Source organism: Marinospirillum celere, from assembly GCF_900112235.1.
GTDB lineage: Bacteria > Pseudomonadota > Gammaproteobacteria > Pseudomonadales > Halomonadaceae > Marinospirillum > Marinospirillum celere.
In genome coordinates, this window is record NZ_FOLH01000002.1 from 483,086 (window position 1) to 505,092 (window position 22,007).

18 protein-coding genes are annotated in these 22,007 nt (G+C 50.7%); 9 read left to right on the top strand and 9 right to left on the bottom strand.

The features are described from left to right. The first annotated feature begins 5 nt into the window (after nucleotides 1-5). On the top strand, nucleotides 6-755 hold the full coding sequence (locus tag BM185_RS06835; RefSeq protein ID WP_091961163.1) for a ParA family protein: 750 nt from the start codon (nucleotides 6-8) through the stop codon (nucleotides 753-755). Nucleotides 756-1,002: 247 nt separating this feature from the next. Next, the gene (locus tag BM185_RS06840) at nucleotides 1,003-2,721 is read left to right on the top strand and encodes an L-lactate permease (RefSeq protein WP_091961165.1); all 1,719 of its coding nucleotides are present in this window, start codon (nucleotides 1,003-1,005) and stop codon (nucleotides 2,719-2,721) included. 28 nt (nucleotides 2,722-2,749) lie between these two features. On the opposite strand, the gene glcC is transcribed toward BM185_RS06840, so the two are convergent. Further along, complete coding sequence (glcC, locus tag BM185_RS06845) at nucleotides 2,750-3,526, bottom strand: transcriptional regulator GlcC (protein ID WP_091961167.1); 777 nt, start codon at nucleotides 3,524-3,526, stop codon at nucleotides 2,750-2,752. A gap of 234 nt (nucleotides 3,527-3,760) precedes the next feature. Here glcC and glcD point away from each other — a divergent pair, with 234 nt between their 5' ends. The 6 genes from glcD (at nucleotide 3,761) to BM185_RS06875 (ending at nucleotide 12,050) form a co-directional block, all read left to right on the top strand. Then, the gene (gene glcD, locus BM185_RS06850; protein ID WP_091961170.1) at nucleotides 3,761-5,260 is read left to right on the top strand and encodes a glycolate oxidase subunit GlcD; all 1,500 of its coding nucleotides are present in this window, start codon (nucleotides 3,761-3,763) and stop codon (nucleotides 5,258-5,260) included. Further along, nucleotides 5,260-6,354, top strand: coding sequence for a glycolate oxidase subunit GlcE (gene glcE, locus BM185_RS06855; protein WP_091961173.1), 1,095 nt, complete (start codon nucleotides 5,260-5,262; stop codon nucleotides 6,352-6,354). Before glcD ends, glcE begins: the two co-directional genes overlap by 1 nt. Nucleotides 6,355-6,372: 18 nt before the next feature. After that, on the top strand, nucleotides 6,373-7,590 hold the full coding sequence (glcF, locus tag BM185_RS06860) for a glycolate oxidase subunit GlcF (protein WP_091961175.1): 1,218 nt from the start codon (nucleotides 6,373-6,375) through the stop codon (nucleotides 7,588-7,590). A gap of 16 nt (nucleotides 7,591-7,606) precedes the next feature. After that, a complete protein-coding gene (locus BM185_RS06865) occupies nucleotides 7,607-8,008 on the top strand; it encodes a GlcG/HbpS family heme-binding protein (RefSeq protein ID WP_091961178.1) in 402 nt (133 codons plus the stop codon). Between the two features lie 26 nt (nucleotides 8,009-8,034). Beyond that, nucleotides 8,035-10,212, top strand: a complete 2,178-nt coding sequence (locus BM185_RS06870) for a malate synthase G (protein WP_091961181.1) — start codon at nucleotides 8,035-8,037, stop codon at nucleotides 10,210-10,212. Nucleotides 10,213-10,295: 83 nt separating this feature from the next. Next, a complete protein-coding gene (locus BM185_RS06875) occupies nucleotides 10,296-12,050 on the top strand; it encodes a methyl-accepting chemotaxis protein (RefSeq protein ID WP_091961184.1) in 1,755 nt (584 codons plus the stop codon). Here the strand turns inward: BM185_RS06875 and BM185_RS06880 are convergent. The 8 genes from BM185_RS06880 to cysP form a co-directional block, all read right to left on the bottom strand. Further along, nucleotides 12,047-13,843 carry a methyl-accepting chemotaxis protein gene (locus BM185_RS06880; protein WP_091961187.1) on the bottom strand — a complete coding sequence of 599 codons (1,797 nt, stop codon included), beginning with the start codon at nucleotides 13,841-13,843 and terminating at the stop codon, nucleotides 12,047-12,049. The two genes, BM185_RS06875 and BM185_RS06880, sit on opposite strands and share 4 nt — an antisense overlap. A gap of 118 nt (nucleotides 13,844-13,961) precedes the next feature. Beyond that, on the bottom strand, nucleotides 13,962-15,230 hold the full coding sequence (locus BM185_RS06885; protein ID WP_091961190.1) for a uracil-xanthine permease family protein: 1,269 nt from the start codon (nucleotides 15,228-15,230) through the stop codon (nucleotides 13,962-13,964). Between the two features lie 19 nt (nucleotides 15,231-15,249). After that, a complete protein-coding gene (gene upp / locus BM185_RS06890; RefSeq protein ID WP_091961193.1) occupies nucleotides 15,250-15,879 on the bottom strand; it encodes a uracil phosphoribosyltransferase in 630 nt (209 codons plus the stop codon). Between the two features lie 90 nt (nucleotides 15,880-15,969). After that, nucleotides 15,970-17,226 carry a glycerate kinase type-2 family protein gene (locus BM185_RS06895; RefSeq protein ID WP_091961195.1) on the bottom strand — a complete coding sequence of 419 codons (1,257 nt, stop codon included), beginning with the start codon at nucleotides 17,224-17,226 and terminating at the stop codon, nucleotides 15,970-15,972. A 27-nt stretch (nucleotides 17,227-17,253) separates the two neighbouring features. Next, the gene (locus BM185_RS06900; protein WP_091961198.1) at nucleotides 17,254-18,396 is read right to left on the bottom strand and encodes a sulfate/molybdate ABC transporter ATP-binding protein; all 1,143 of its coding nucleotides are present in this window, start codon (nucleotides 18,394-18,396) and stop codon (nucleotides 17,254-17,256) included. Nucleotides 18,397-18,552: 156 nt separating this feature from the next. Further along, nucleotides 18,553-19,383: a sulfate ABC transporter permease subunit CysW gene (gene cysW / locus BM185_RS06905; RefSeq protein WP_091961201.1), complete on the bottom strand. Its 831-nt coding sequence runs from the start codon at nucleotides 19,381-19,383 to the stop codon at nucleotides 18,553-18,555. Then, the gene (gene cysT, locus BM185_RS06910) at nucleotides 19,380-20,243 is read right to left on the bottom strand and encodes a sulfate ABC transporter permease subunit CysT (RefSeq protein ID WP_091961204.1); all 864 of its coding nucleotides are present in this window, start codon (nucleotides 20,241-20,243) and stop codon (nucleotides 19,380-19,382) included. Before cysT ends, cysW begins: the two co-directional genes overlap by 4 nt. Nucleotides 20,244-20,255: 12 nt before the next feature. Next, the gene (gene cysP / locus BM185_RS06915) at nucleotides 20,256-21,269 is read right to left on the bottom strand and encodes a thiosulfate ABC transporter substrate-binding protein CysP (protein ID WP_091961207.1); all 1,014 of its coding nucleotides are present in this window, start codon (nucleotides 21,267-21,269) and stop codon (nucleotides 20,256-20,258) included. A gap of 122 nt (nucleotides 21,270-21,391) precedes the next feature. Here cysP and BM185_RS06920 point away from each other — a divergent pair, with 122 nt between their 5' ends. Next, nucleotides 21,392-21,991 (top strand): DNA-3-methyladenine glycosylase, encoded by a 600-nt coding sequence (locus tag BM185_RS06920; RefSeq protein WP_091961210.1) that lies wholly within the window; start codon nucleotides 21,392-21,394, stop codon nucleotides 21,989-21,991. Nucleotides 21,992-22,007: the final 16 nt, after the last annotated feature.

Genomic DNA, 22,007 nt, shown 5'->3' on the forward strand with positions numbered 1-22,007 from the left:
GCTTTATGCGAACTTTGGCAGTTTACAGCATGAAAGGCGGGGTCGGAAAAACAGCTACTTCAGTTAATCTGGCTTATTGGGCTGCCCAATCGGGCCTGAAAACGTTGCTGATCGACCTGGACCCTCAGGGTGCTTCTTCTTTTTATTTTCGAGTAAAGCCTGCAAAAAAGAGCTGGAGTAAACGTTTTTTCAAGGCATATGAGCATCTCTTGAAACAGATCAAGGCCAGCGATTATGAGAATCTGGATATTATTCCGGCTCACCTGAGTTTTCGCCACTTTGATGTCATTCTCAAAGGTTTGAATAAGCGTAAAAGCCGCCTGCAAAAAGTGCTTAAAGGTTTGAAAAAAGAGTATGACTTGGTTCTGCTGGATTGTCCGCCCAGTATCGGGCAATTATCGGAAGCGGTGTTTATGGCTTCTGATCAGCTGCTGGTGCCGGTTATTCCTACCACTTTGTCAGAGCGTACTTTTGAACAACTGCATGATTTTTTCAAACAAGAGAGGTATTCACGAAAAAAAATCCTGCCCTTTTTTACTCTGGTTCAGAATCAAAAGTCCCTGCATAAAAACCTGCAAGAAGAATTACGTGCTAAGTATCCAGAATTTCTAAAAACAGTCATTCCTTTTTCAGCAGATGTTGAAAACATGGGAGAGTACCGGGCGCCTGTTGATCAATTTGCACGTAACAAGCCCGCCAACCTTGCCTATCAGGCACTTTGGAAAGAAGTCTCCAGCCAGCTTGGAGCCAAGTAAATCTGGTCTGACCAGTTAACCTGCTTGTTGTTGTTATATGTTTTCTGATTGCTAGTTACTGATAAATAAGCTTTTATTGCTGCGCAGCATGAAAAGTGTTTGAAAAAACTGGTCAGACCAGAAGGCTGTTTGCTAGACCCACGAGATCCAGAGGAGCACTATTAGTCAGGATGTTGACTGGCCCTTAGGGTGAGTTGGCGTCTACACCTTAGACTTCTAGCCGATAATAACAACAAGGAAAATCCAAATGAGCCAAATCCTTTTGTCTCTGCTGGCATTTTCGCCTCTGGTTCTAGCAGGTGTCCTGCTGATCGGGTTCCGCTGGCCGGCGAAATATGCAATGCCCTTGGCCCTGGCGCTGACAGTCGTCATCGCACTAACCGCCTGGGATATGACCTTCAATCGTGTTTTTGCTTCCGGCCTTCAAGGCCTGGTGCTCACAGTTGCCATCCTCTGGATTATTTTTGGTGCCATCCTGTTGTTGAATACCTTGAAACACTCAGGGGGTATTGCAGCAATACGCCAGGGTTTTTCAGGTATCAGTCCTGACCGGCGGGTACAAGCAATCATCGTAACCTGGTTGTTTGGCTGTTTCATTGAAGGTGCTTCAGGTTTTGGTACACCTGCTGCCGTTGCCGCACCCCTGATGGTTGCCCTGGGCTTCCCGGCTGTGGCCGCTGTGGTTGTTGGTATGATGGTGCAATCAACCCCGGTATCCTTTGGTGCGGTGGGTACTCCCATGATCGTTGGTGTGGGTGCTGGTCTGGACCAAGCAGGTATCGGTGCCGCTTTGGAGGGTGTAGGATCTAGCTGGGATATTTTCTTCCAACTTATCGTTTCTGAAGTAGCCATTACCCATGGAATAGTCGGCATTTTGATGCCCTTGTTCATGGTTAGTGTAATGACCCGCTTCTTCGGTGCGAACAAATCCTGGAAAGAAGGTCTTGCCATTGCGCCCTTTGCTATCTTTGCTGCCTTGGCCTTTGTTATTCCCTATGCTTTAGCTGGTGTTTTCCTGGGCCCTGAATTCCCCTCAATGATTGGTGGCCTGGTTGGCTTGGCTATCGTTGTACCTGCTGCTAAAGCTGGTTTCCTGATTCCCAAAGAGAGCTGGGACTTTGCTGACCCCAAAGACTGGCCCGCTGAGTGGATGGGAAGCATCGAAATGAAATTGGACGATGTTGCCGGTAAAACGCCCATCTCTACTTGGATGGCTTGGGTTCCCTACGTACTCTTGGCTGTGCTCCTGGTGTTCTCAAGAACCAATGACACCTTCAAGGATCTACTTAATTCAGTCAGTATAGGTTTTACCAATATCCTGGGTGAGGCGGGTATTTCGGCCAGTTTACAACCCCTCTATTTACCAGGCGGTATTCTGGTAATGGTGGTTATCCTGACCTTCTTCCTGCACAAAATGAAATTTACTGAGCTTAAAGCTGCTGTTTCAGAATCCAGTAAAACTCTCCTGGGCGCTGGCTTTGTGCTGATCTTTACCATTCCCATGGTACGGATTCTGATTAACTCAGGAGTCAATGCATCTGACTTGCCGTCTATGCCAGTTGCTATGGCCGATTTGGTGTCTACTGCTGTGGGTGGAGTCTATCCGCTTTTCGCACCAGCGGTTGGTGGGATAGGGGCTTTTATTGCCGGGTCTAATACAGTATCCAACTTGATGCTGTCCCAGTTCCAGTTCAATACTGCTGAACTTCTGGGAATTTCTGGCGCCTTGATGGTTGCTGCTCAGTCGGTAGGGGCTGCTGCCGGTAACATGATTGCTATCCATAACGTGGTCGCCGCTTCGGCAACCGTTGGTTTGCTGGGACGTGAAGGGATTATTCTTCGTAAAACCATTATACCAACGCTCTACTATCTGCTGGCAGCGGGTATTCTGATGATGCTTGCAGTTTATGTCTTCGGTGTTGGTGATCCGCTAACTCAGGCGGGTGTGACCACTGCTGGAGGCTAGTGTTTAACAGCACGCCAGGAACCGGGACTTAAAGTCCCGGTTCTTTTTCCAGCCGCATGGCCGCCAACTCCAAGCGGTGTTCCTCCTGTTCTATTTCATAAAGGTTGTCACGAATGGAGTGGATATGGTCGGTTGCAGCTCTCTTGGCTTGATTGGGTAAACGTTCCATCACAGCATTAAACAGCCGCGAATGTTGTCGATCTATCTGACGTTTTTGGACAGGACGGTGATAGAGGTTTTTAACCGAAGCAAAAACTGAGCTGAGCATTAAATCCGTCAAGGACTGCAGAGTGTGGACGAGGACCGGGTTATGAGAAGCATCACAAACAGCAAGATGAAAAGCATGGTCCAAACGCGCATGTTCTTCGGGGGGCAGCTGGTCACCCAGGGTGTGGGCTTCCAGCATTTCTTCATAGCGTTTGCGGATAATGACAAAATCGGCATCCATTCCTCTGATTGCAGCCAGCCTGGCCGATTCACCTTCAAGAACAGCTCTTACTTCAAGCAAATCATAAAGGGTGCGCGGATGTTTACTGAACAGATGCATCAAAGGGGTTTCATCACGAGGCCCAGTCAGGCTGGCAACATAAGAACCACGGCCCTGCTCGGTGCGTATGATGCCTCGCCCCCGCAAGACTTTCAGACCTTCCCGAAGCGCACTGCGGGAAATACCCAAACGCTCGCACTGACGGCGTTCGGAGGGCAGAACCTGGCCGACTTTAAGGACACCGTCTACGATTAACTTTTCGATACGGTCGGCAACCAGATCACCAATTTGTGGGCGTTGGGGGGTGTTGGAAGGCATGCGGTAAACCTCTCTAATACTGGTCTTACCAGATTAGTTTTATGTTTTATTTATGTCCAGCAAGTATTGTTAACTCAATGATAATAAAAAGTATTTTTTTACAGGTTTGCCTTGGATGAAAGAAATTACTGGTCTGACCAGTTGGTTTTTAGGTGGACTGGGCAAGTTAAAACAGCCAAGATTTCGCAATAAAAATCAATAACCCGACAACTGACAAGAACCTGGGTGATAGCGATGAACCTTCTTTATGATGAACAGCTTGATGGTGAGCTACCCGCTGTAGACCGGGAAGCTTTGATAGATGATCTTAAGCAGGCTTTGCCGGAGCTGGAGGTCCTGCACAAACGCGAAGACCTGCAGCCCTACGAATGTGATGGACTGTCTGCTTACCGGACTCTGCCCATGTTGGTGGTTTTGCCGGAAACCCTTGAGCAGGTCCAGACCCTGATGAAAATCTGTAACCAGCGTAAGGTTCCGGTCGTGGCTCGCGGTGCGGGTACGGGGCTTTCCGGTGGTGCTTTGCCACTGGAAAAGGGGGTCTTGTTGGTGATGGCCCGCTTCAACCGGATTTTGGAAGTCAACCCTGAAGGCCGTTTTGCCCGGGTTCAACCAGGGGTTCGCAATCTGGCGATTTCTGAAGCAGCGGCTCCTCACAAGCTTTATTACGCCCCTGATCCTTCTTCACAGATTGCTTGCTCAATCGGTGGCAATGTCGCTGAAAATGCCGGTGGGGTGCATTGTTTGAAATATGGCCTAACCGTTCACAATGTGATGAAGGTGGAAATCATTACCGTGGAAGGTGAACGCATGACCCTGGGTGCTGATTCCCTGGATGCACCGGGTTTTGATCTGCTGGCGTTGTTCATGGGGTCTGAAGGCATGCTGGGTATTGTCGTGGAGGTAACGGTCAAGCTGTTGCCCGCACCTCAGGTTGCCAAGGTTTTGATGGCCAGTTTTGATGATGTGGGTAAAGCCGGCCAAGCGGTTGGTGACATCATTTCAGCCGGAATTATTCCCGGTGGCCTGGAAATGATGGACAACCTTGCCATTCGCGCAGCTGAGGACTTTATTCATGCGGGTTACCCGGTGGATGCTGAGGCCATCTTGCTTTGTGAGCTGGATGGTGTGGAAGCCGATGTGCATGCCGAGTGTGATCGGGTTAAAGCCGTTTTGGAAAAATCCGGGGCAACAGAAATCAGCCTGGCCAAGGATGACGAAGAGCGTAAGCGCTTCTGGGCTGGCCGTAAGAATGCCTTTCCTGCTGTCGGGCGTATTTCTCCAGACTACTACTGCATGGATGGCACCATTCCTCGCCGTGAACTGCCGGGTGTACTCCAGGGTATTGCTGATCTTTCCAAAGAATATGGCCTGAGAGTGGCCAATGTTTTTCATGCCGGTGATGGCAATATGCACCCCTTGATTCTTTTTGATGCCAATCAGGAAGGGGAGCTGGAAAGGGCGGAAGCTCTGGGCGGCAAAATTCTCGAACTCTGTGTCGCGGTGGGTGGCTCCATCACTGGCGAGCATGGTGTGGGCCGGGAAAAAATCAATCAGATGTGCTCTCAGTTTAATGATGATGAACTGGAAACCTTTCATGCCGTGAAGGCTGCTTTTGATCCAGATCGCCTGTTAAACCCTGGCAAAAATATCCCGACACTGCATCGTTGTGCTGAATTTGGTGCCATGCACATTCATAACGGCGAACTGCCTTTCCCGGAATTGGAGCGCTTCTGATGTCAGCAACACAAGAAAAACCCCAACGCCCGGGCGAAAGGGCGGTAACAGCCACTGAGCAGGCTTTGGTTGAACAGGTGCGTGCTGCTCTGGCCAGCCAAACACCCCTGAAAATTCAAGGGGGTAACACCAAGGCTTTTATGGGTCGCCCCATTGAAGGGCAGTTACTCGATACCCGCGAGCACCGGGGACTGGTGAGCTATGATCCTACTGAATTGGTCGTCACGGTTCGTACAGGAACACCGCTGGTCGAACTGCTGGCTGCTTTGGATGAACAGGGTCAAACCCTGCCTTGTGAACCACCGGTTTTTGATGGTCAGGCAACGGTGGGTGGCATGCTGGGCTCCGGTTTGGCGGGTCCACGTCGTCCCTGGGTGGGTTCAATCAGGGATTTTGTGCTTGGCACTAAAGTTATCACTGGCCAAGGGCGTTTACTGCGCTTTGGTGGTGAAGTGATGAAGAATGTTGCCGGCTATGATCTTTCACGTTTGATGGCGGGCAGCTTTGGTCTTTTGGGCGTGGTCACAGAAGTCTCCATGAAAGTCTTGCCCAAGCCCGTTGCCAGTGCCCATTTGGATTTGCAGATTCCTGCTGAAAAAGCACTGCAAAAACTGGCTGAATGGGGCCAGCAGCCTTTACCCATTACCGGCGCCTGCTACTCGGATAACAGCCTGAAATTACGACTTGAAGGTGGTGAGGGCTCAGTCAGTTCAGCTGCAGATCGGATGGGTGGTGAGCGTTTGGATGCCAGCTTCTGGACACAGCTGAATGAACGCCAATTGCCTTTCTTTGCGGATGAGCGCCCACTCTGGCGTCTTTCCCTGCCCACCAACACACCGCTGGTTGATCTGCCGGGTACTTCGCTGTTGGATTGGGGTGGTTGCCAGCGCTGGCTGAAAAGTGATGCGCCGGCTGAAGAAATCCAAAAACTGGCCACTTCTTTAGGTGGACATGCCAGTTGTCAAACTCCTGGAGTGACGGCGACTCCCCTGCAACCCTTGCCTCCCTTGCTGGCGCGTTATCACCAGCAACTCAAGGCCCAATTGGACCCCAAGGGTATTTTTAATTCTGGGCGTACCTATCCGGGACTCTAAGGCAGGAGAGAATTTAAGATGCAAACCAATTTATCCGAAGAAGCGAAAAAACTGCCGCGTGCGGCTGAAGCTGAAAGCATTTTGCGCTCCTGTGTGCACTGTGGTTTTTGTACAGCAACCTGTCCTACTTACCAGTTACTGGGTGATGAGCGTGACGGCCCCAGAGGGCGTATTTACCTGATTAAAGCTTTTCTGGAAGGTGAAGAAACCACGCGTGAGACTCAAATTCACCTGGATCGCTGTCTGAGCTGCCGTAACTGTGAAACCAGTTGCCCCTCGGGAGTTAATTACCATGCCTTGCTGGATATTGGCCGGGATGCTTTGGAAGCCCATTTAGAGCGTCCGCGTAATGAGCGCTGGTTACGTGCTGGTCTTCGCTGGGCTGTTCCTGAACCGACCCGCTTCAAATGGTTGTTGAAAGCCGGGCAAGCCTTTCGTCCCCTGCTGCCTGCCCAGTTGAAGGATAAGATTCCCGCTCAAATTCTTCCTGCCAAGGCACGCCCTGAACAACGCCACAGCCGACGCATGCTGGTCCTTGAAGGCTGTGTACAGCCCAGCCTATCGCCCAATACCAATGCAGCAACGGCACGGGTTTTGGACCGTCTGGGTATCTCGGTACAAAGTATTAGTGAAGCAGGCTGTTGCGGTGCTGTGGACTATCACCTGGATGCCCAGCAACAGGGTTTGGACAGAGCCCGTAAGAATATCGATGCCTGGTGGCCTGCAATTGAAGCCGGTGCTGAGGCGATTATTCAAACGGCCAGTGGCTGTGGTGCCTTTGTGAAAGAATATGGTCATCTCCTCAAAGAAGATCCTGCTTATGCAGACAAGGCTGCGCGTGTCAGTGAGCTGGCCAAGGATCTGATCGAAGTGGTTGAAAAAGAAGACCTACAGCCGCTTAAGGTCAATAAGGACTCGACCCTTGCCTTTCATTGTCCCTGTACGCTACAGCATGCCCAGAAACTGGGTGGCCGCGTTGAAAGTCTACTGAAAAACCTGGGATTCAGCCTAACCGCTGTTGCTGATGGTCATCTCTGTTGTGGTTCAGCAGGCAGCTATTCAATTACCCAGCCAGAACTGGCTAGTGAACTGAGAGACCAGCGTTTAACAGCCTTGCAAGCAGGACATCCCGATAAAATTGTCACTGCCAATATCGGCTGCCAAACGCATTTGGATGCCGGTAGTAAAACCCCTGTTCGCCACTGGATTGAAGTGGTTGAAGAAGCCCTCGATTAAATTTCTGGAGATACCCATGTTAACTAAACCCGTACTGACCCTCGACGAAGCCAACACCATGATTCAGGCCGCTTTAGCTGAAGCCCAGACCCAAGGTTGGAAGGTCTGTGTTGCTGTCGTTGACGATGGCGGCCACCTCTTGGCTCTGGAGCGGATGGATGGCTGTGCTCCTGTCGCTTCCTATGTGGCTCCACAAAAAGCCAAAACAGCCGCGATAGGCCGTAAAGAAACCCGTGATTTTGAGCAGATGATCAACAATGGCCGCACGGCCTTTTTATCAGCACCGGAAATTCAAGCCACTCTAGAAGGGGGAGTGCCCCTGATCGTTGAAGGCCAGGTGGTGGCTGCAATTGGTGTCTCAGGTGTTAAGCCGGATCAGGATGCTCAAGTTGCCAAGGCAGGTATTGCTGCTCTTTGAACCCTAGTTAAGCAGGTAAACAAGCTATGAAACAAGCAATCCAGGTTGCAGGCCTGAAGATCGATGCGGCTCTGCACGAATTTATTGAAACCCAGGCTTTGCCAGGTACCGGTTTGGATGCCGCTAGCTTCTGGGAAGGCTTCAGTAACTTGGTTCATGAACTGACACCAAAAAATCGAGAACTGTTGGCAGAAAGGGATCGTCTGCAGCAAGAGCTGGACCAGTGGCACCAGGCTAATCCTGGCCCTATTCAGGATATGCAGGCCTACCGCCAGTTTTTGGAATCCATCGGTTACTTGAAGCCAGCACCGGCTGATTTCAAAATAACCACGGCAAACGTCGATACCGAACTGAGTCAACAGGCGGGCCCACAACTGGTAGTACCGGTTATGAATGCCCGTTATGCACTCAATGCCGCCAATGCGCGCTGGGGCAGCCTCTATGATGCCCTTTATGGTACCGATGCTATTTCTGAAGAAGGGGGGGCGGATAAAGGCCCTGGCTATAACCCCGTGCGTGGTGAAAAGGTGATTGCCTTTGCCCGTAACTTCCTTAATGAAGTACTGCCGCTGACCACAGGTGATCATACCCAGGCCCAAGCTTATCGCGTTGAAAATGGGCGCTTGGTGGTTGAACTGCAATCAGGCCAGACCACAGGCTTAGAAAACCCTGACTTATTTGCGGGCTACCAGGGGCCCCAAGACAAGCCTTCAGCCTTGCTGTTCGTTCACAACGGCCTGCATTTTGAAATTCAAATTGACCCTAGCTACCCGATCGGAAAAACCGATGCTGCCGGAGTTAAAGATCTACTGATGGAAGCGGCTGTCTCAACCATCATGGATTGCGAAGATTCGGTTGCTGCCGTAGATGCTGAAGACAAGGTATTGGTTTACCGCAACTGGTTGGGCCTGATGAAAGGCGATCTTGAAGAGTCCGTTGAAAAAGCCGGGAAAGCTCAGGTCCGCCGTTTAAATCCCGACCGCCACTATGTTTCCGCAGCCGGTGGCGATTTGAGACTGCATGGCCGCTCCCTGTTGTTTATTCGCAATGTCGGTCATTTAATGACTAACCCCGCTATCCAGTTGAAGGATGGCAGTGAGATTCCCGAAGGCATTCTCGATGCCGTCTGCACCAGTCTGTTGGCCATGCATGACTTGCAGCGCAAAGGTAACTCACGCACAGGTAGTGTTTATATTGTTAAACCCAAAATGCATGGCCCTGATGAAGTGGCCTTTGCCAGTGAGCTTTTTGGTCGTGTAGAGCAGCTACTGGGCCTGCCTGAAAACACCCTGAAAATGGGTATTATGGATGAAGAAAGACGCACCTCAGTCAACCTTCAGGCCTGTATTGCCCAAGCCGCTTCGCGGGTGGTCTTCATCAATACCGGTTTCCTGGACCGCACGGGTGATGAGATGCACAGCATCATGCAAGGCGGTGCAGTGCTTCGCAAAGGTGATATGAAAAGCACAGCCTGGATCCAGGCTTATGAGCGCAACAATGTGTTGGTTGGTCTGGCCTGTGGGCTGAGAGGTAAAGCCCAGATCGGTAAAGGTATGTGGGCCATGCCCGATTTAATGGCCGCTATGCTGGAACAAAAAGTGGGTCACCCCAAATCAGGTGCCAATACAGCCTGGGTACCCTCACCCACGGCGGCGGTTTTACATGCACTCCACTATCATCAAATCAAGGTTGCCGAGGTTCAGCAAGCACTTGAAAAAGTGAAGCTGGCTGATGAGCGTGAACAACTTTTGACAGATCTGCTAGCTGTGCCTTTGGTTAGCCGTGATGAATGGCTTGATGAAGAGAAAAAACAGGAAGTGGACAACAATGTCCAGGGCATCCTCGGCTATGTGGTGCGCTGGATTAACCAGGGTATTGGTTGCTCCAAGGTGCCGGATATCAACAATATTGCCCTGATGGAAGATAGGGCAACCCTGAGGATATCCAGCCAGCATCTGGCTAACTGGTTGCACCATGGCATCGTCAGTAAAGAGCAGGTGATGGAAGCCTTCACGCGTATGGCTGCCGTTGTTGATGGGCAGAATGCAGGTGATCCTGATTACCTGCCGATGGCTCCTGATCTGGAAAATTCGGTGGCTTTCAGGGCGGCCCTGGACTTGGTGTTCAAGGGTCTTGAACAGCCCAGTGGCTATACCGAGCCGCTACTGCATCACTGGCGTCAGGTAGCTAAAAGCCAGGGTTGATTAGCGACACTTGTCGGGCTGCAAGCTGCATTGGGGTGGCTTGCAGCCTGTTTTAGTTAGGCATCCAGTAAAAGGTAAGGACCATGAGTCTATATCGACAAGTAGAAAAAACCTTTTTTTATACCCTGACGCGCAAGCTGGTCAGTAATGTGGCTGTTCTGGTGCTGATACCCTGGGCTTTGGTATTCATCACCTGGTTGCTGGTTTCTTCTGCTGTATCAGTGGAAGCGGCTGCCCAGCAGGTTTTTTATCTGGTGGTGATCAGTGGGCTTTTTGCTGTTTTTGCCGGTGGCTTTGTGGTTTTCTTTTTACGTCATCTAATTGTTAAACCGGTTCGGGAAATCACCGAAGTTCTTCAAGCCATTAAAAATAAAGATGGCGATATTTCATCCAGCCTTCCGGCTTATACTCATGATGAAATTTCAATCCTGGCAACCAGTTACAATGAGTTTGTGGATCGTCTGAAAAAGATGATTGAAGAAACCCGTAATCGCTCGGTGGAAGTTTCCATTAATGCTTCCTATATGCAAAAAATTGTTAGAGAAGCAGTTAATGCATCCGAACGCCAGCAAGAGCAGGCGCAGCTGGTTTTTTCATCCAGCTCTGAGGCCTCTTTGGCGATTGAAGAAATATCCGACAACACGCATAAAATCAGTAATCAAACTCAGAATAATATGGATGAGATTCGTGGCTCAGGGACGGAAATCAGCAATATCGTTGCTGAGATGAGTGATGTGAAGCAGAAGGTCACAGAGTTTCATCAGGCGGCCCAAACCCTGTCTGACAAGTACCAGGAAATCGCTTCAGCGGTTACCGATGTCAACGGCTTTTCTGAGCAAACCAATCTGCTAGCTCTCAATGCATCAATAGAGGCGGCCAGGGCGGGTGATGCTGGCCGTGGGTTTGCAGTGGTAGCGGATGAGGTACGTCACTTGGCGCAGAGCGTCAGTGTTTCTGCTGGCAATATTGAAAACGTTGTCGGGCAAATGCACCGTATCGTTGAAGATGTTCATGGCAGCTCGGCTCAGGTTATGGAATCAGTTGAGCGGACCCATGGTTTTATTCAGTCCACTCAAGAGCAGTTTCAACGTATGTCGGGTGATTTGGAAGCGACCAGTGAGCAGCTTTCAGGTATTTCAGCGGCCTTGGAAGAGCTTTCTTACAGTAACAAGGAATCTCATGAGCATGTGAAGATCATTACTGATCTTTCTAGCGAGTTAAAAGGCGATATGGCGCTAGCTCATAAGCACTCGGGTGATTTGGAAAAAGCCACAGAACAAACCCAAGAGCTTTTATCTCACTTTACAACAGGCCGAGGGGGCTTTGAGCGGATTACACAACTGGCTTTTGGTTGGGCTGAAGAAGTACAGCAAGCACTGGATGAACTGGTCGCAGAAGGCAAAAATCTTTTTGATACCCAGTATCAGGCCTTAAATTCAGGCCAGAAGCCTGAGAAGTTTAACCTCAGTTATACCGATGCCTTTGAGCAACGCTTGCAGCCGCTCTTTGATCGCTTTGTGACTAGCCAGCCCGAATTTATTTACACCATTGCTGTAAACACTGAAGGCTATGCTCCTACCCACTTGTCTAAAGTGAGCCAGCCACTGACTGGTGACCCCCAGGTGGATATCGCAAAAAGCCGCAACCGGCGTTTCTTCATGGATAATCGCCAGGAACAAAGACGCTGTACCCATCAAAAACCTTTTCTATTGCAGACCTATATTCGCGATACCGGCCAGCTGGTTAATGATCTGTCGATTCCGCTTTACATCAATGGCCGTCATTGGGGTGCCCTGGTGATGGGTTTTGAACCCGAACAACTCATGACTGCCAATTAATCAGCTTGATTGATTTCATCCAGCAAATGTTGGGTCTCAAACCCCATAATCAGTGAGCCCCAGCGTTTGCCATCAATATACAGTGGGATGGAGAGATCATTGAGGATCTCTCCAGTATCCCGGATAAAGGTTTGTAGCAAAAAGGGATTGTCATGAGTACAGCGCCTTTGTTCGGGGCGGGTGTCAAAGAAAATACGTCGGTTGCGGCTCTTGGCATTATCCACCGAAAAGTCACCCGTAATAGGCTGGGAGACCTTCTTGTGGTGCACGGGCAGATAGCCGTTACGATCCACAGCCACGGCATAAATGAATTCAGGGTGAGCGGCAATAAAGCTATCAAACAGTGGCTGAAGGGTTGATTCTATTTTTTTGGTATAGTTGGTTAGGTACTGAGCAGGTTGTTGGTCAGGATTGATTCGCTGATAATCCTGATCAAAAAGATTCAGTCCCTGAGCCTGGAATGCAGCCAGAGCATCCTGAGTTTGACGTGCCCACTGGTAACCTAACTGGGTCATCTTTTCAAAGCCACCAAAACCGATAATGAAACGCGACAGCAACTCCTGAGTGCTTTCAGTCGCCAGCTCCAACTCAAAGGAGTGTTCGCGGGATGTTTTCATATCATTTTTTACCGCGACAGAAAGCTCGGTAATGGCGCCGACATGCTCATGGGTTTCTCTATTGGTATAAGAAAGCTCATCAATGGCAGCAGAAATAGTGGTTAGCTGTTGGCTCATTTGCTCAAAACCAGCAACCAGACTGATAAACTGATCATTGGTTTTACCCATAAAGTTTTCAGTCTCTTCAACATTACTGCGAATACTGTCAGCGCCTTGCTCGGTTTCCACCACCAGGCTACTCATCTGGGTGATATTGGTGTGAATCTGTTGGGTTGCCTCACTGACTTTATGGGCCAGGCTACGTACTTCATCAGCTACTACAGCAAAGCCTCGGCCAGCATCACCAGCTCGGGCTGCTTCTATCGAGGCATTCAGGGCCAATAAATTGGTTTGCTCTGAGAAGTCTTCAACCAGATTAAGAATCTCACGAATATTGGTTGAGTTTTGACTCAGGGTGGCAACGGTTTTTTGGAAGCCTTTGACCAGCTGGTCGACATCCTTGATCTGTTGCAGTACACCCTGTAACTCCTGACTGGAATGATGAATTTCACCAAGATTATTAGTGGTTTGTTCACTGATATGGGTGGTGTTGGAAGCAATTTCCTCAACAGCCTGAGTGGCCTGCTGACTGGATTCCAGAATTTGCTGTGCCTGCTCTTCCTGGCGGGTGGAAGAGTCAGCTGCTTGAGCAATGATTTTTTGCAGACGTGCGGCGCTGAGTGCCACCTTGACGGAGTGATGCCTGGCTTCATTGATCATCTGTTTGAGCTGGCCAGAAAACTCATTATAACTTCTGGCCATCACTGAAATTTCATCATAGGTGTAGTCGGGCAGGGTTGCTGAAATATCGCCATTCTTGCTTTTGATGGCTTGCAGTACCTGAGTGATTTCCTTGATGGGTTTAACAATCAGTACCCGCATGAAAAAAACCGTGAAAACAGCTAGGCCGATAGCCACTAGACTACTGATGCCCAGCAGCCACCAGAAATGATCAAGAGTGGCCTGTATACTGGATGACAGACTGGCTGGGTCCAGATCAGACTCTAAACGTTGCAGGTAGATGCTAGCTAAAATGACCAGGGTGGCTTGGGGTAGGAGAAGAACTGAAACATTGCCCACTATTTTACGAGTCAGGGTATGCCAGAAGGTTTTTTCTATGCTTCGGTAAAGGCTCATGGTCGCGACTCTTTTTGTTTATATTTGATGACCAGCGAGCCCAATATGCCATTTTTAAGATAGATTAGTAATGCGACTAAAGAGTAATTAGCACTTCCTTGTGCACGAGATGCGTTGATTAGGAGTGATCGGCTCCAGTCGTTTTGACGACAGGAGCTCCGGGGAGGATCAGGTTAAGTAGGATACCAACGACGGCTGCCAAACCGACGCCTTGAAGCATGAAAGCACCGCCACCGATTTGCATGCCGCCTATACCAAACACCAAAATCAGCGAAGCGATACAGAGGTTGCGTGGTGCTGTCAGGTCCAGGTGCGCACGGGTAAGGGTATTCATACCCACGATGGCAATAGAGCCAAACAGCAGGGTCATAATACCGCCCATAACCGGAGAGGGAATGGTTTGCAGTAAAGCTCCCAGCTTACCTGCAAAGGCCAGGCAGATGGCGATGATGGCTGCCCAAACCATAATTTTGGGGTTGAAGCTACGGGTTAGCATGACTGCACCAGTCACTTCTGAATAGGTCGTATTAGGCGGACCACCGAAGGCTGCTGCCGTGGATGTCGCCAAACCATCGCCCAGAAGGGTGCGATGCAGGCCCGGCTTTTTGATGTAGTTTTTACCAGTGATTTGGCCAATGGCGACCATATCGCCCAGGTGTTCAATCGCTGGCGCCAGGGCAACCGGGAGCATAAATAAAATGGCCTGCCAATGAAATTCAGGCATCACAAATGCAGGTGCGGCAACCCAGGCAGCTTCACCGATCGGTGAAAAATCAACCAGGCCCAGGGGGAGGGCGACCAGGTAGCCAGCAACGACACCCCCGAGAATTGATAGCAGTCGAAAGAAACCTTGACCAAAAACGGCCAGTGCCAGGGTGACTAACAGAGCCGTCATAGAGGCAATCAAGGCTGAAGTGTTGGGATGCAGTTCATGCGCGCCGTCACCACTGAGCCCCAGTGCCATATTCACAGCTACGGGGGCCAGGGCCAGACCGATAACCATGATTACCGGGCCAACAACGATGGCTGGCAGGATGCGTTGCAAGGCATTGGCCCCATAGATGCGAACGATTTGACTGAGGATAATATAAGCAACCCCTGCCGCCATAAGACCTGACATAGTTGCAGGGATACCCCATTGCTGAACGCTGACATGAATGGGTGCAATAAAGGCAAAGGAACTGGCTAAAAAGACAGGAACACTGACTTTGGTAATGGAATGGAATACCAGGGTGCCCAAGCCAGCGGTGAAAAGAGCAACGCTGGGATCCAAGCCAGTTAGTAGAGGTACAAGTACCAGAGCGCCAAAAGCAACAAACAACATTTGGGCACCGGAAATGGCGGTTTTGCTATTTAGAAAACCGGGAAATTCGCTGGGGGTGGTCATTGTTTACTGGGCTCCTGGATCAGCGGGTACCGAAAATTTTGTCACCGGCATCACCCAAGCCCGGTAGAATATAGCCTTGGTGATTCAGGCATTCATCCAGAGATGCTGTGTAGATCTCAACATCTGGATGAGCTTCTTCAACCTTACGCACTCCCTCTGGAGCGGCAACCAGTACCAGCGCTTTGATGGTCGTGCAGCCATGCTTTTTCAGCATATCCAGGGTGGCAACCATGGAGCCGCCGGTGGCCAGCATCGGGTCGATAACCAGCCCGATACGCTCATCAAGGCTGCCGGCAAACTTTTCAAAGTAGGAAACAGGTTCTAGAGTCTCTTCATCCCGATAAAGACCCACAACACTGACTTTGGCACTGGGCACCAGGCGGAGCACACCATCCAGCATCCCTATGCCAGCACGCAGAATAGGGACTACCGTGACTTTTTTACCCTTCAGGCGTTGAACCTGAATTTTTTCACTGCTCCAACTGGTGATGGTTTCTTCTTCTAGCTCTAGATCGCGGGTTGCCTCATAAGTCAGCAGGTTGCCCAATTCATTGGTGAGTTCACGAAAACTTTTGGTACTGATATGTTCAGCACGCATCAAGCCAAGCTTATGCTGAACCAAGGGGTGATTAATAACATGCAGACTCATGGCTACCTCTTTGGCGGGATGGGGCGACTAAAGTAGGGGCCTATTATCCCGATTAAAGAGGAAGAGGACAACTCGAATGCCCAAGTGTCCTTAAAGCAGCAAAAGCGCCCGAAAATCATTCACATTAGTGAGGGTAGGGCCGGTAATAATGGCTTGGTCCAGTTGCTGGAAAAAGTAATGGGCATCGTTATTATCCAGATAAGCTTCTGGATTGAGGTTGAGTTGACGGGCTTTATCCAGTGTTTCGGGGCTAATCCAGGCTCCGGCAATTTCTTCGGCACCATCAACACCATCGGTATCCACAGCCAGGGCATAGACACCTTCCTGCCCTTTGAGAGCGATGGCCAAAGCCAGCATGAACTCTGCATTGGGGCCGCCGCTACCCTTGCCTTTCAGCGTGACCGTGGTTTCTCCACCGGATAGCAGCAGGCAGGGTGTTTTAAAGGGTTGCTGATGAAGTCGACAGGATTGGATGATTCCAGCCATCACCTTGGCGACTTCCCTCGATTCGCCTTCCAGGGCATCGCCCAATAGATGAGTGCTGATCCCCTGTTGTTCAGCAACCTTGGCTGCAGCCAATAAAGACTGACGGGGAGCAGCCAAGAGGTGGGTTTGGATTTGTCCTGGCGCAAAGGCTTCGGGTTTGATGCTTTCCAGCTGGCCGTCTTCAAGAGCCCGGCGAAGACTGTCTGGAATCTTGATTTGATAGCGTTCAAGAATCTTGAGGGCATCACTACAGCGGGTGGGATCAGGCACACCAGGGCCTGAAGCGATATCCAGCGGGTTGTCACCAGGAACATCTGAAATCAGCAGATTGATCACCTGGGCTGGTTGGCAGGCAGCGGCCAGGCGCCCACCCTTGATTGCAGACAGGTGACGACGCACACAGTTAATTTCGGAAATGCTGGCACCGGAATGCAATAGAGCCTGGTTGAGGGCTTGTTTTTCAGCAAAGCTCAACGGATCTGCTGCAAGGCTCAGCAGGGAGGAGCCACCCCCTGAAATCAGCAGCAATACCCGATCATCAGCGGTTAGTGTTTTGGTCATTGCAAGCAGTCGCTGAGCAGCTAATTGGCTATTTTCATCTGGAATGGGATGAGCTGCTTCGATGACCTCTATGTGTTCACAGGGGACTGCGTAGCCATAACGGGTGACCACCAGGCCTGTTAAGGGGTCGGGCCAGATTTTTTCCAGTGCCTGGGCCATGGCGGCAGAGGCCTTGCCAGCACCGAGAACCAGGGTTTTGCCTTTTACCGGCTCCAGTTTTAACCGGGCCAGCTGTTCTTCGGGCTGGGCCGCTTTTAACGCGGCTTCTAGCAGTTGGTTTAGCAACTCCTCAGTTTTCAATATCGATCCCCTTGGCAAGATGACTCATCAGACCAGAGCAATACTCGCTGAGGATGGCCGCCCTTTGACCTGAGCTGCGGTTAACCAACTGATCGGCCTGGGCTGAGCAGCATCCTGAGCAAATAGCTGAGCACTCAACGGCAGAGCATAGCAGGTTTCGCCTCTTTGCGGCTGCCAGTCATTGTATTCGGCATGAGTAATTCCAGCCTCCCAAATCTCATCACTGTGCCAGCCCTCTGGCTCCAGCTCCAGACGTACCTCGGCACCGATTAGATTCACAGCCTTGATCGTCAAGGGGAGGTGTGCCCGATGATCCGGCTGGCGCGCCAGGGTGATTTCATGTGGGCGGAGATACAACTGGCCGGATTCTGGCGTCGTACCTTCAGGAAAACGAATCCAAGCTGCTTCCTGCTTTAGTTGCTGGCCCCAAGGTGTGCCTTGAAAGACATTAACCTGGCCGAGAAAGTCATAAACAAAACGGTTAGCAGGCTGGTGATAAAGATCTTCAGGTGTGGCCTGCTGCTCAATTTGCCCCTGGCTCATCACTACCACCCGATCGGAAACCTCCAGGGCCTCTTCTTGGTCATGGGTGACAAAGACACTGGTAAAGCCCAGATCATCATGCAAATCCCGCAACCAGCGGCGCAATTCTTTACGCACCCGAGCATCCAGAGCACCGAAGGGTTCATCCAGTAAGAGCACACGGGGTTGCATTGCCAGTGCACGGGCCAGAGCAACCCGCTGTTTCTGGCCGCCTGACAACTGTGCCGGATAACGACCCGCTAAGTGACTTAGCTCAATGCGATCAAGTAACTCAGCTACGCGTTTCTTGATTTCGGCCTTGGCAGGTCGTTCCTTGCGTGGCAACACCTCCAGACCAAAAGCAATATTATCGGCCACACTCATATGCCTAAACAGGGCGTAGTTCTGAAACACAAACCCCACGCGTCGATTACGCACGTGCAGACGGGTCATATCCCGTTCACCAAAGAGTATTTGGCCTTGGTCGGCAGTTTCCAGGCCGGCAATAATCCGCAATAAAGTGGTTTTGCCGGAACCCGAAGGGCCCAGCAAACCCACCATTTCACCTTCGTGAATGGTTAGATCCAAAGGCTTGATGGCTTGGAAATCACCGAAGGTTTTGCTGACATTTTTAATTTGAATACTCATAGTTTATGACCTTTTCTCAAAGTGGCTTTAGGCAAGGAATTTCTTGTCAGGACGCGTGAATACATCCCTGTAAGCTCTGGCCACAACATCCTGTTGTGGACAGCCTGACAAGCAACACCTTGCCTGCCACTGCCAAGTGCCAAGTAGTTGGTGTACTTAATGGGCCGCACGATGCTGCCGCCATTCCAGTAAGCTTTTGATAACCAGGGTGACCAGAGCCAGGCTGGCCAGCAGCGAGGCGCTGGTGAAGGCACCGACCAGGTTGTAATCCTGGTAAAGCAGTTCCACATGCAGGGGCAGGGTGTTGGTTTCACCACGAATGTTGCCCGAGACTACAGCCACAGCACCAAATTCACCGACGGCCCGGGCATTGGTTAAAATGACACCGTATAACAGCGCCCACTGAATATTGGGCAGGGTGACCCGGCGAAACATCTGCCAACCATTGGCACCCAGGCTGACGGCGGCTTCTTCTTCAGAAGAGCCCTGTTGTTGCATTAAAGGAATCAACTCGCGGGCGACAAAAGGACAGGTGATAAAAACCGTGACCATAACAATGCCTGGCCAGGCAAACATCAGTTGTAAATCATGATCCATTAACCAACTGCCCAGCCAGCCGTTGCTGCCGTAAAGTAGCAGGTATAAAAGACCAGCAACGACGGGTGAAACGGCAAAAGGAATGTCGATCAGAGTGATCAGCAGTTTACGACCGATAAACTCAAAACGCGTCACCAGCCAAGCCAGAAAAACCCCGAAAATCAGGTTTAAAGGAACGGTAATGGCCGCAACCAGGAGCGTCAGGCCGATAGCGTGCAGGGTGTAGCGATCACTCAGGTTGTCCCAAAAAACACCAGCCCCTGCACTGAAGGCTTGGGCAAAAATAGCCACCAAAGGCATGACCAACAGCAGCCCTATGGCGGTTAGGGCGCTGAGGATCAGCAGGCGGCGCAGCCAGGGTTGATCACCGATTCTTTGTTGATGTTTCATGCGATCCCCTTCAGCCTTTTCAGATAACGGGCTTGCCAGATGTTGACCAGGAATAGCAGGGTCAGTGAAGCTAGAAGAATGACCGAAGCGATGGCACTGGCTGCGGCATAATCAAATTCTTGTAAACGGATAAAGATCATCAGGCTGGTGACTTCGCTGATGTAGGGCATGTTGCCTGCGATAAAAATGATGGCACCGAATTCACCGAGGCTACGAATAAAGGACAGGGCAATGCCAATGACCAGTGCAGGCCAAATGGATGGAAAGATGACTTTACGAAAGACGGTCCAGTCACTGGCACCCAGACTGAGAGCAGCTTCTTCATCACCGGCATTTAAGTCTTCCATCACCGGTTGTACGTTGCGAACAACAAAGGGCAAGCTGGTGAAGAGCATGGCAACCAGAATGCCGATGGGGTTATAGGCGACTTGAATACCGACTTTGGCCAGTAAATCACCATACCAACCACCCGAAGCAAACAGGGTGGCCAGGGTGATCCCGGCAACCGCTGTAGGCAGGGCAAAAGGCAGGTCAACCAGAGCATCAACCAGACGCTTGCCGGGGAAGGTATAGCGCACTAGAACCCAGGCCAGCAGCAAGCCGATCACACCATTGGCCAGAGAAGCACCCAGTGCCATCAGCAAAGTGACCCGGTAGGAAGCAACCACCCTGGGATCAGTAATCACTGACCAATACTCAGCCCAGCTCATGCCTGCGGTTTGCACCAAAAGACCTGTTAAAGGCAAAAGCAGGATCAAGCTGATAAACAGCAGAGATATACCCAGGCTAAGGGCAAAGCCCGGCAGAACTTGTCTGCCGGTTACTTTGAAAGGGTTGCGTAGCAAGCTGGCGGTGGACATGAAGGCTTCCTGTTAGCGACGCTGGTACTGGTCAAGCTGGCCGCCATTGGCAAAGTGCTCTTGCATGGCGTTTTCCCAGCTACCGGCAATGTCAGTAATGCCCAACAAGGTCAGCTCAGGGAAGCGGTCAGCAAATTCTGCGCTGATTTCTTCGTCATATACGCGGTAGTTAAAGCCAGCCAATAAGCGCTGGGCCTCTTTGCTATAGAGGTGTTCCAGGTAAGCCTGAGCCAGTTCCAGGTTGCCGTTGCGCTCGGCATGGCGATCGACAACAGCAACAGGGAATTCGGCCAGGAAGCTGATTTCTGGAACGACGATTTCAAACTGACGATCCGGGAAGGCTTCAATAATACCTTGAATCTCTGATTCAAAGGTCAGCAGGGCATCGCCAATATTTCGTTCGACAAAAGAGTTGGTCGCACCCCGTCCGCCAGTGTCAAAAACTGAGACGCGGCTGAGCCAGCCTTTCATAAAGCTATCAATGGCGTCCTGATCTTCACCCCAGGTTTGTTGGGCAAAGCCCAGAGCAGCCAAATAGGAATAGCGGCCATTGCCCGAGGTTTTGGGGTTAGGCATAACCAGGGAGACATCTTCACGGGTCAGATCATCCCAGTTACTGATTCCCTTGGGGTTATCCTTGCGGACCAGAAAAGCCATGGTTGAATAGTAGGGAGAGCTGGCATTGGGTAATCTTTGCTGCCAGTCTTCAGGCAGGAGACGGCCGCGCTCGTGGAGAATATTAACGTCTGTGACCTGGTTAAAGGTAACGACATCAGCCCGCAGGCCTTGAATAATGGCTTGAGCCTGGCGTGAAGAACCACCGTGAGATTGGCGGATTTCAACATTATCGCCGGTGGTTTGCTGCCAGTGCTCTTGGAAAAGCTCGTTATAGCTGGCAAAAAGTTCACGCGCGATATCGTAAGAGGAATTCAGCAGGCTGGCACCGACAGCGGGTGTTGCACCCAGGGTCAAACTGAGGCCGGCAATCGCCAGACCGCTTTTGAGTTTGTTAAGCTTGAATAGCATTAGAAATATCCTTGATATGCAATAATTGACTTGCTGACTAGCCTAAACCTGATTTTGTGTTATAACAAGATCATCTTTTAGAATCTTTTGTTAGATCAAGCGAACTAAAAAGCAGGTGAGCCGTGAAGTTTTCTGTTTTGGAAAGAGCTTTTTATGCACGCCCTACGCTCGAGGTGGCAGAAGACCTGTTGGGCTGTCTATTGGTTCGTGAGCTGCCGGATGGACAGCAGCTAGCGGCACGAATTGTCGATTTGGAAGCCTATATCGGTGAAGAGGATTCGGCCTGTCATGCCTCTAAGGGACGAACACCCCGAACTCAAGTGATGTATGGTCCGCCAGGTCATGCCTATGTTTACTTGATTTATGGCCTGCATCATCTCTTGAACCTGGTGACTGAAGAAGCTGGCCGACCTTGCGGGGTAATGCTAAGAGCTGTGCAGCCCTTACATAATGAAGAGGCTATGCGGGCCTTACGGCAGGTGAAGGGACGTAATCTGTGTAATGGTCCGGGTAAATTGACGGCTGCTTTGGCTGTCAACAAAGACTACAACCAGTGGGATATGACACTTGGTGAGCAGCTCTGGGTGGCACCAAGGTCAGAGCCTCTGCAAGAAACCATTCAGCGCGGACCCAGAATAGGCATTGATTATGCTGAGCCAGAAGATAGAGAAGCGCCCTGGCGTTTTTGGTTAGCCGAGAATCCATGGAGATCTCTAAGGTAAACAAGGGTTAACATTG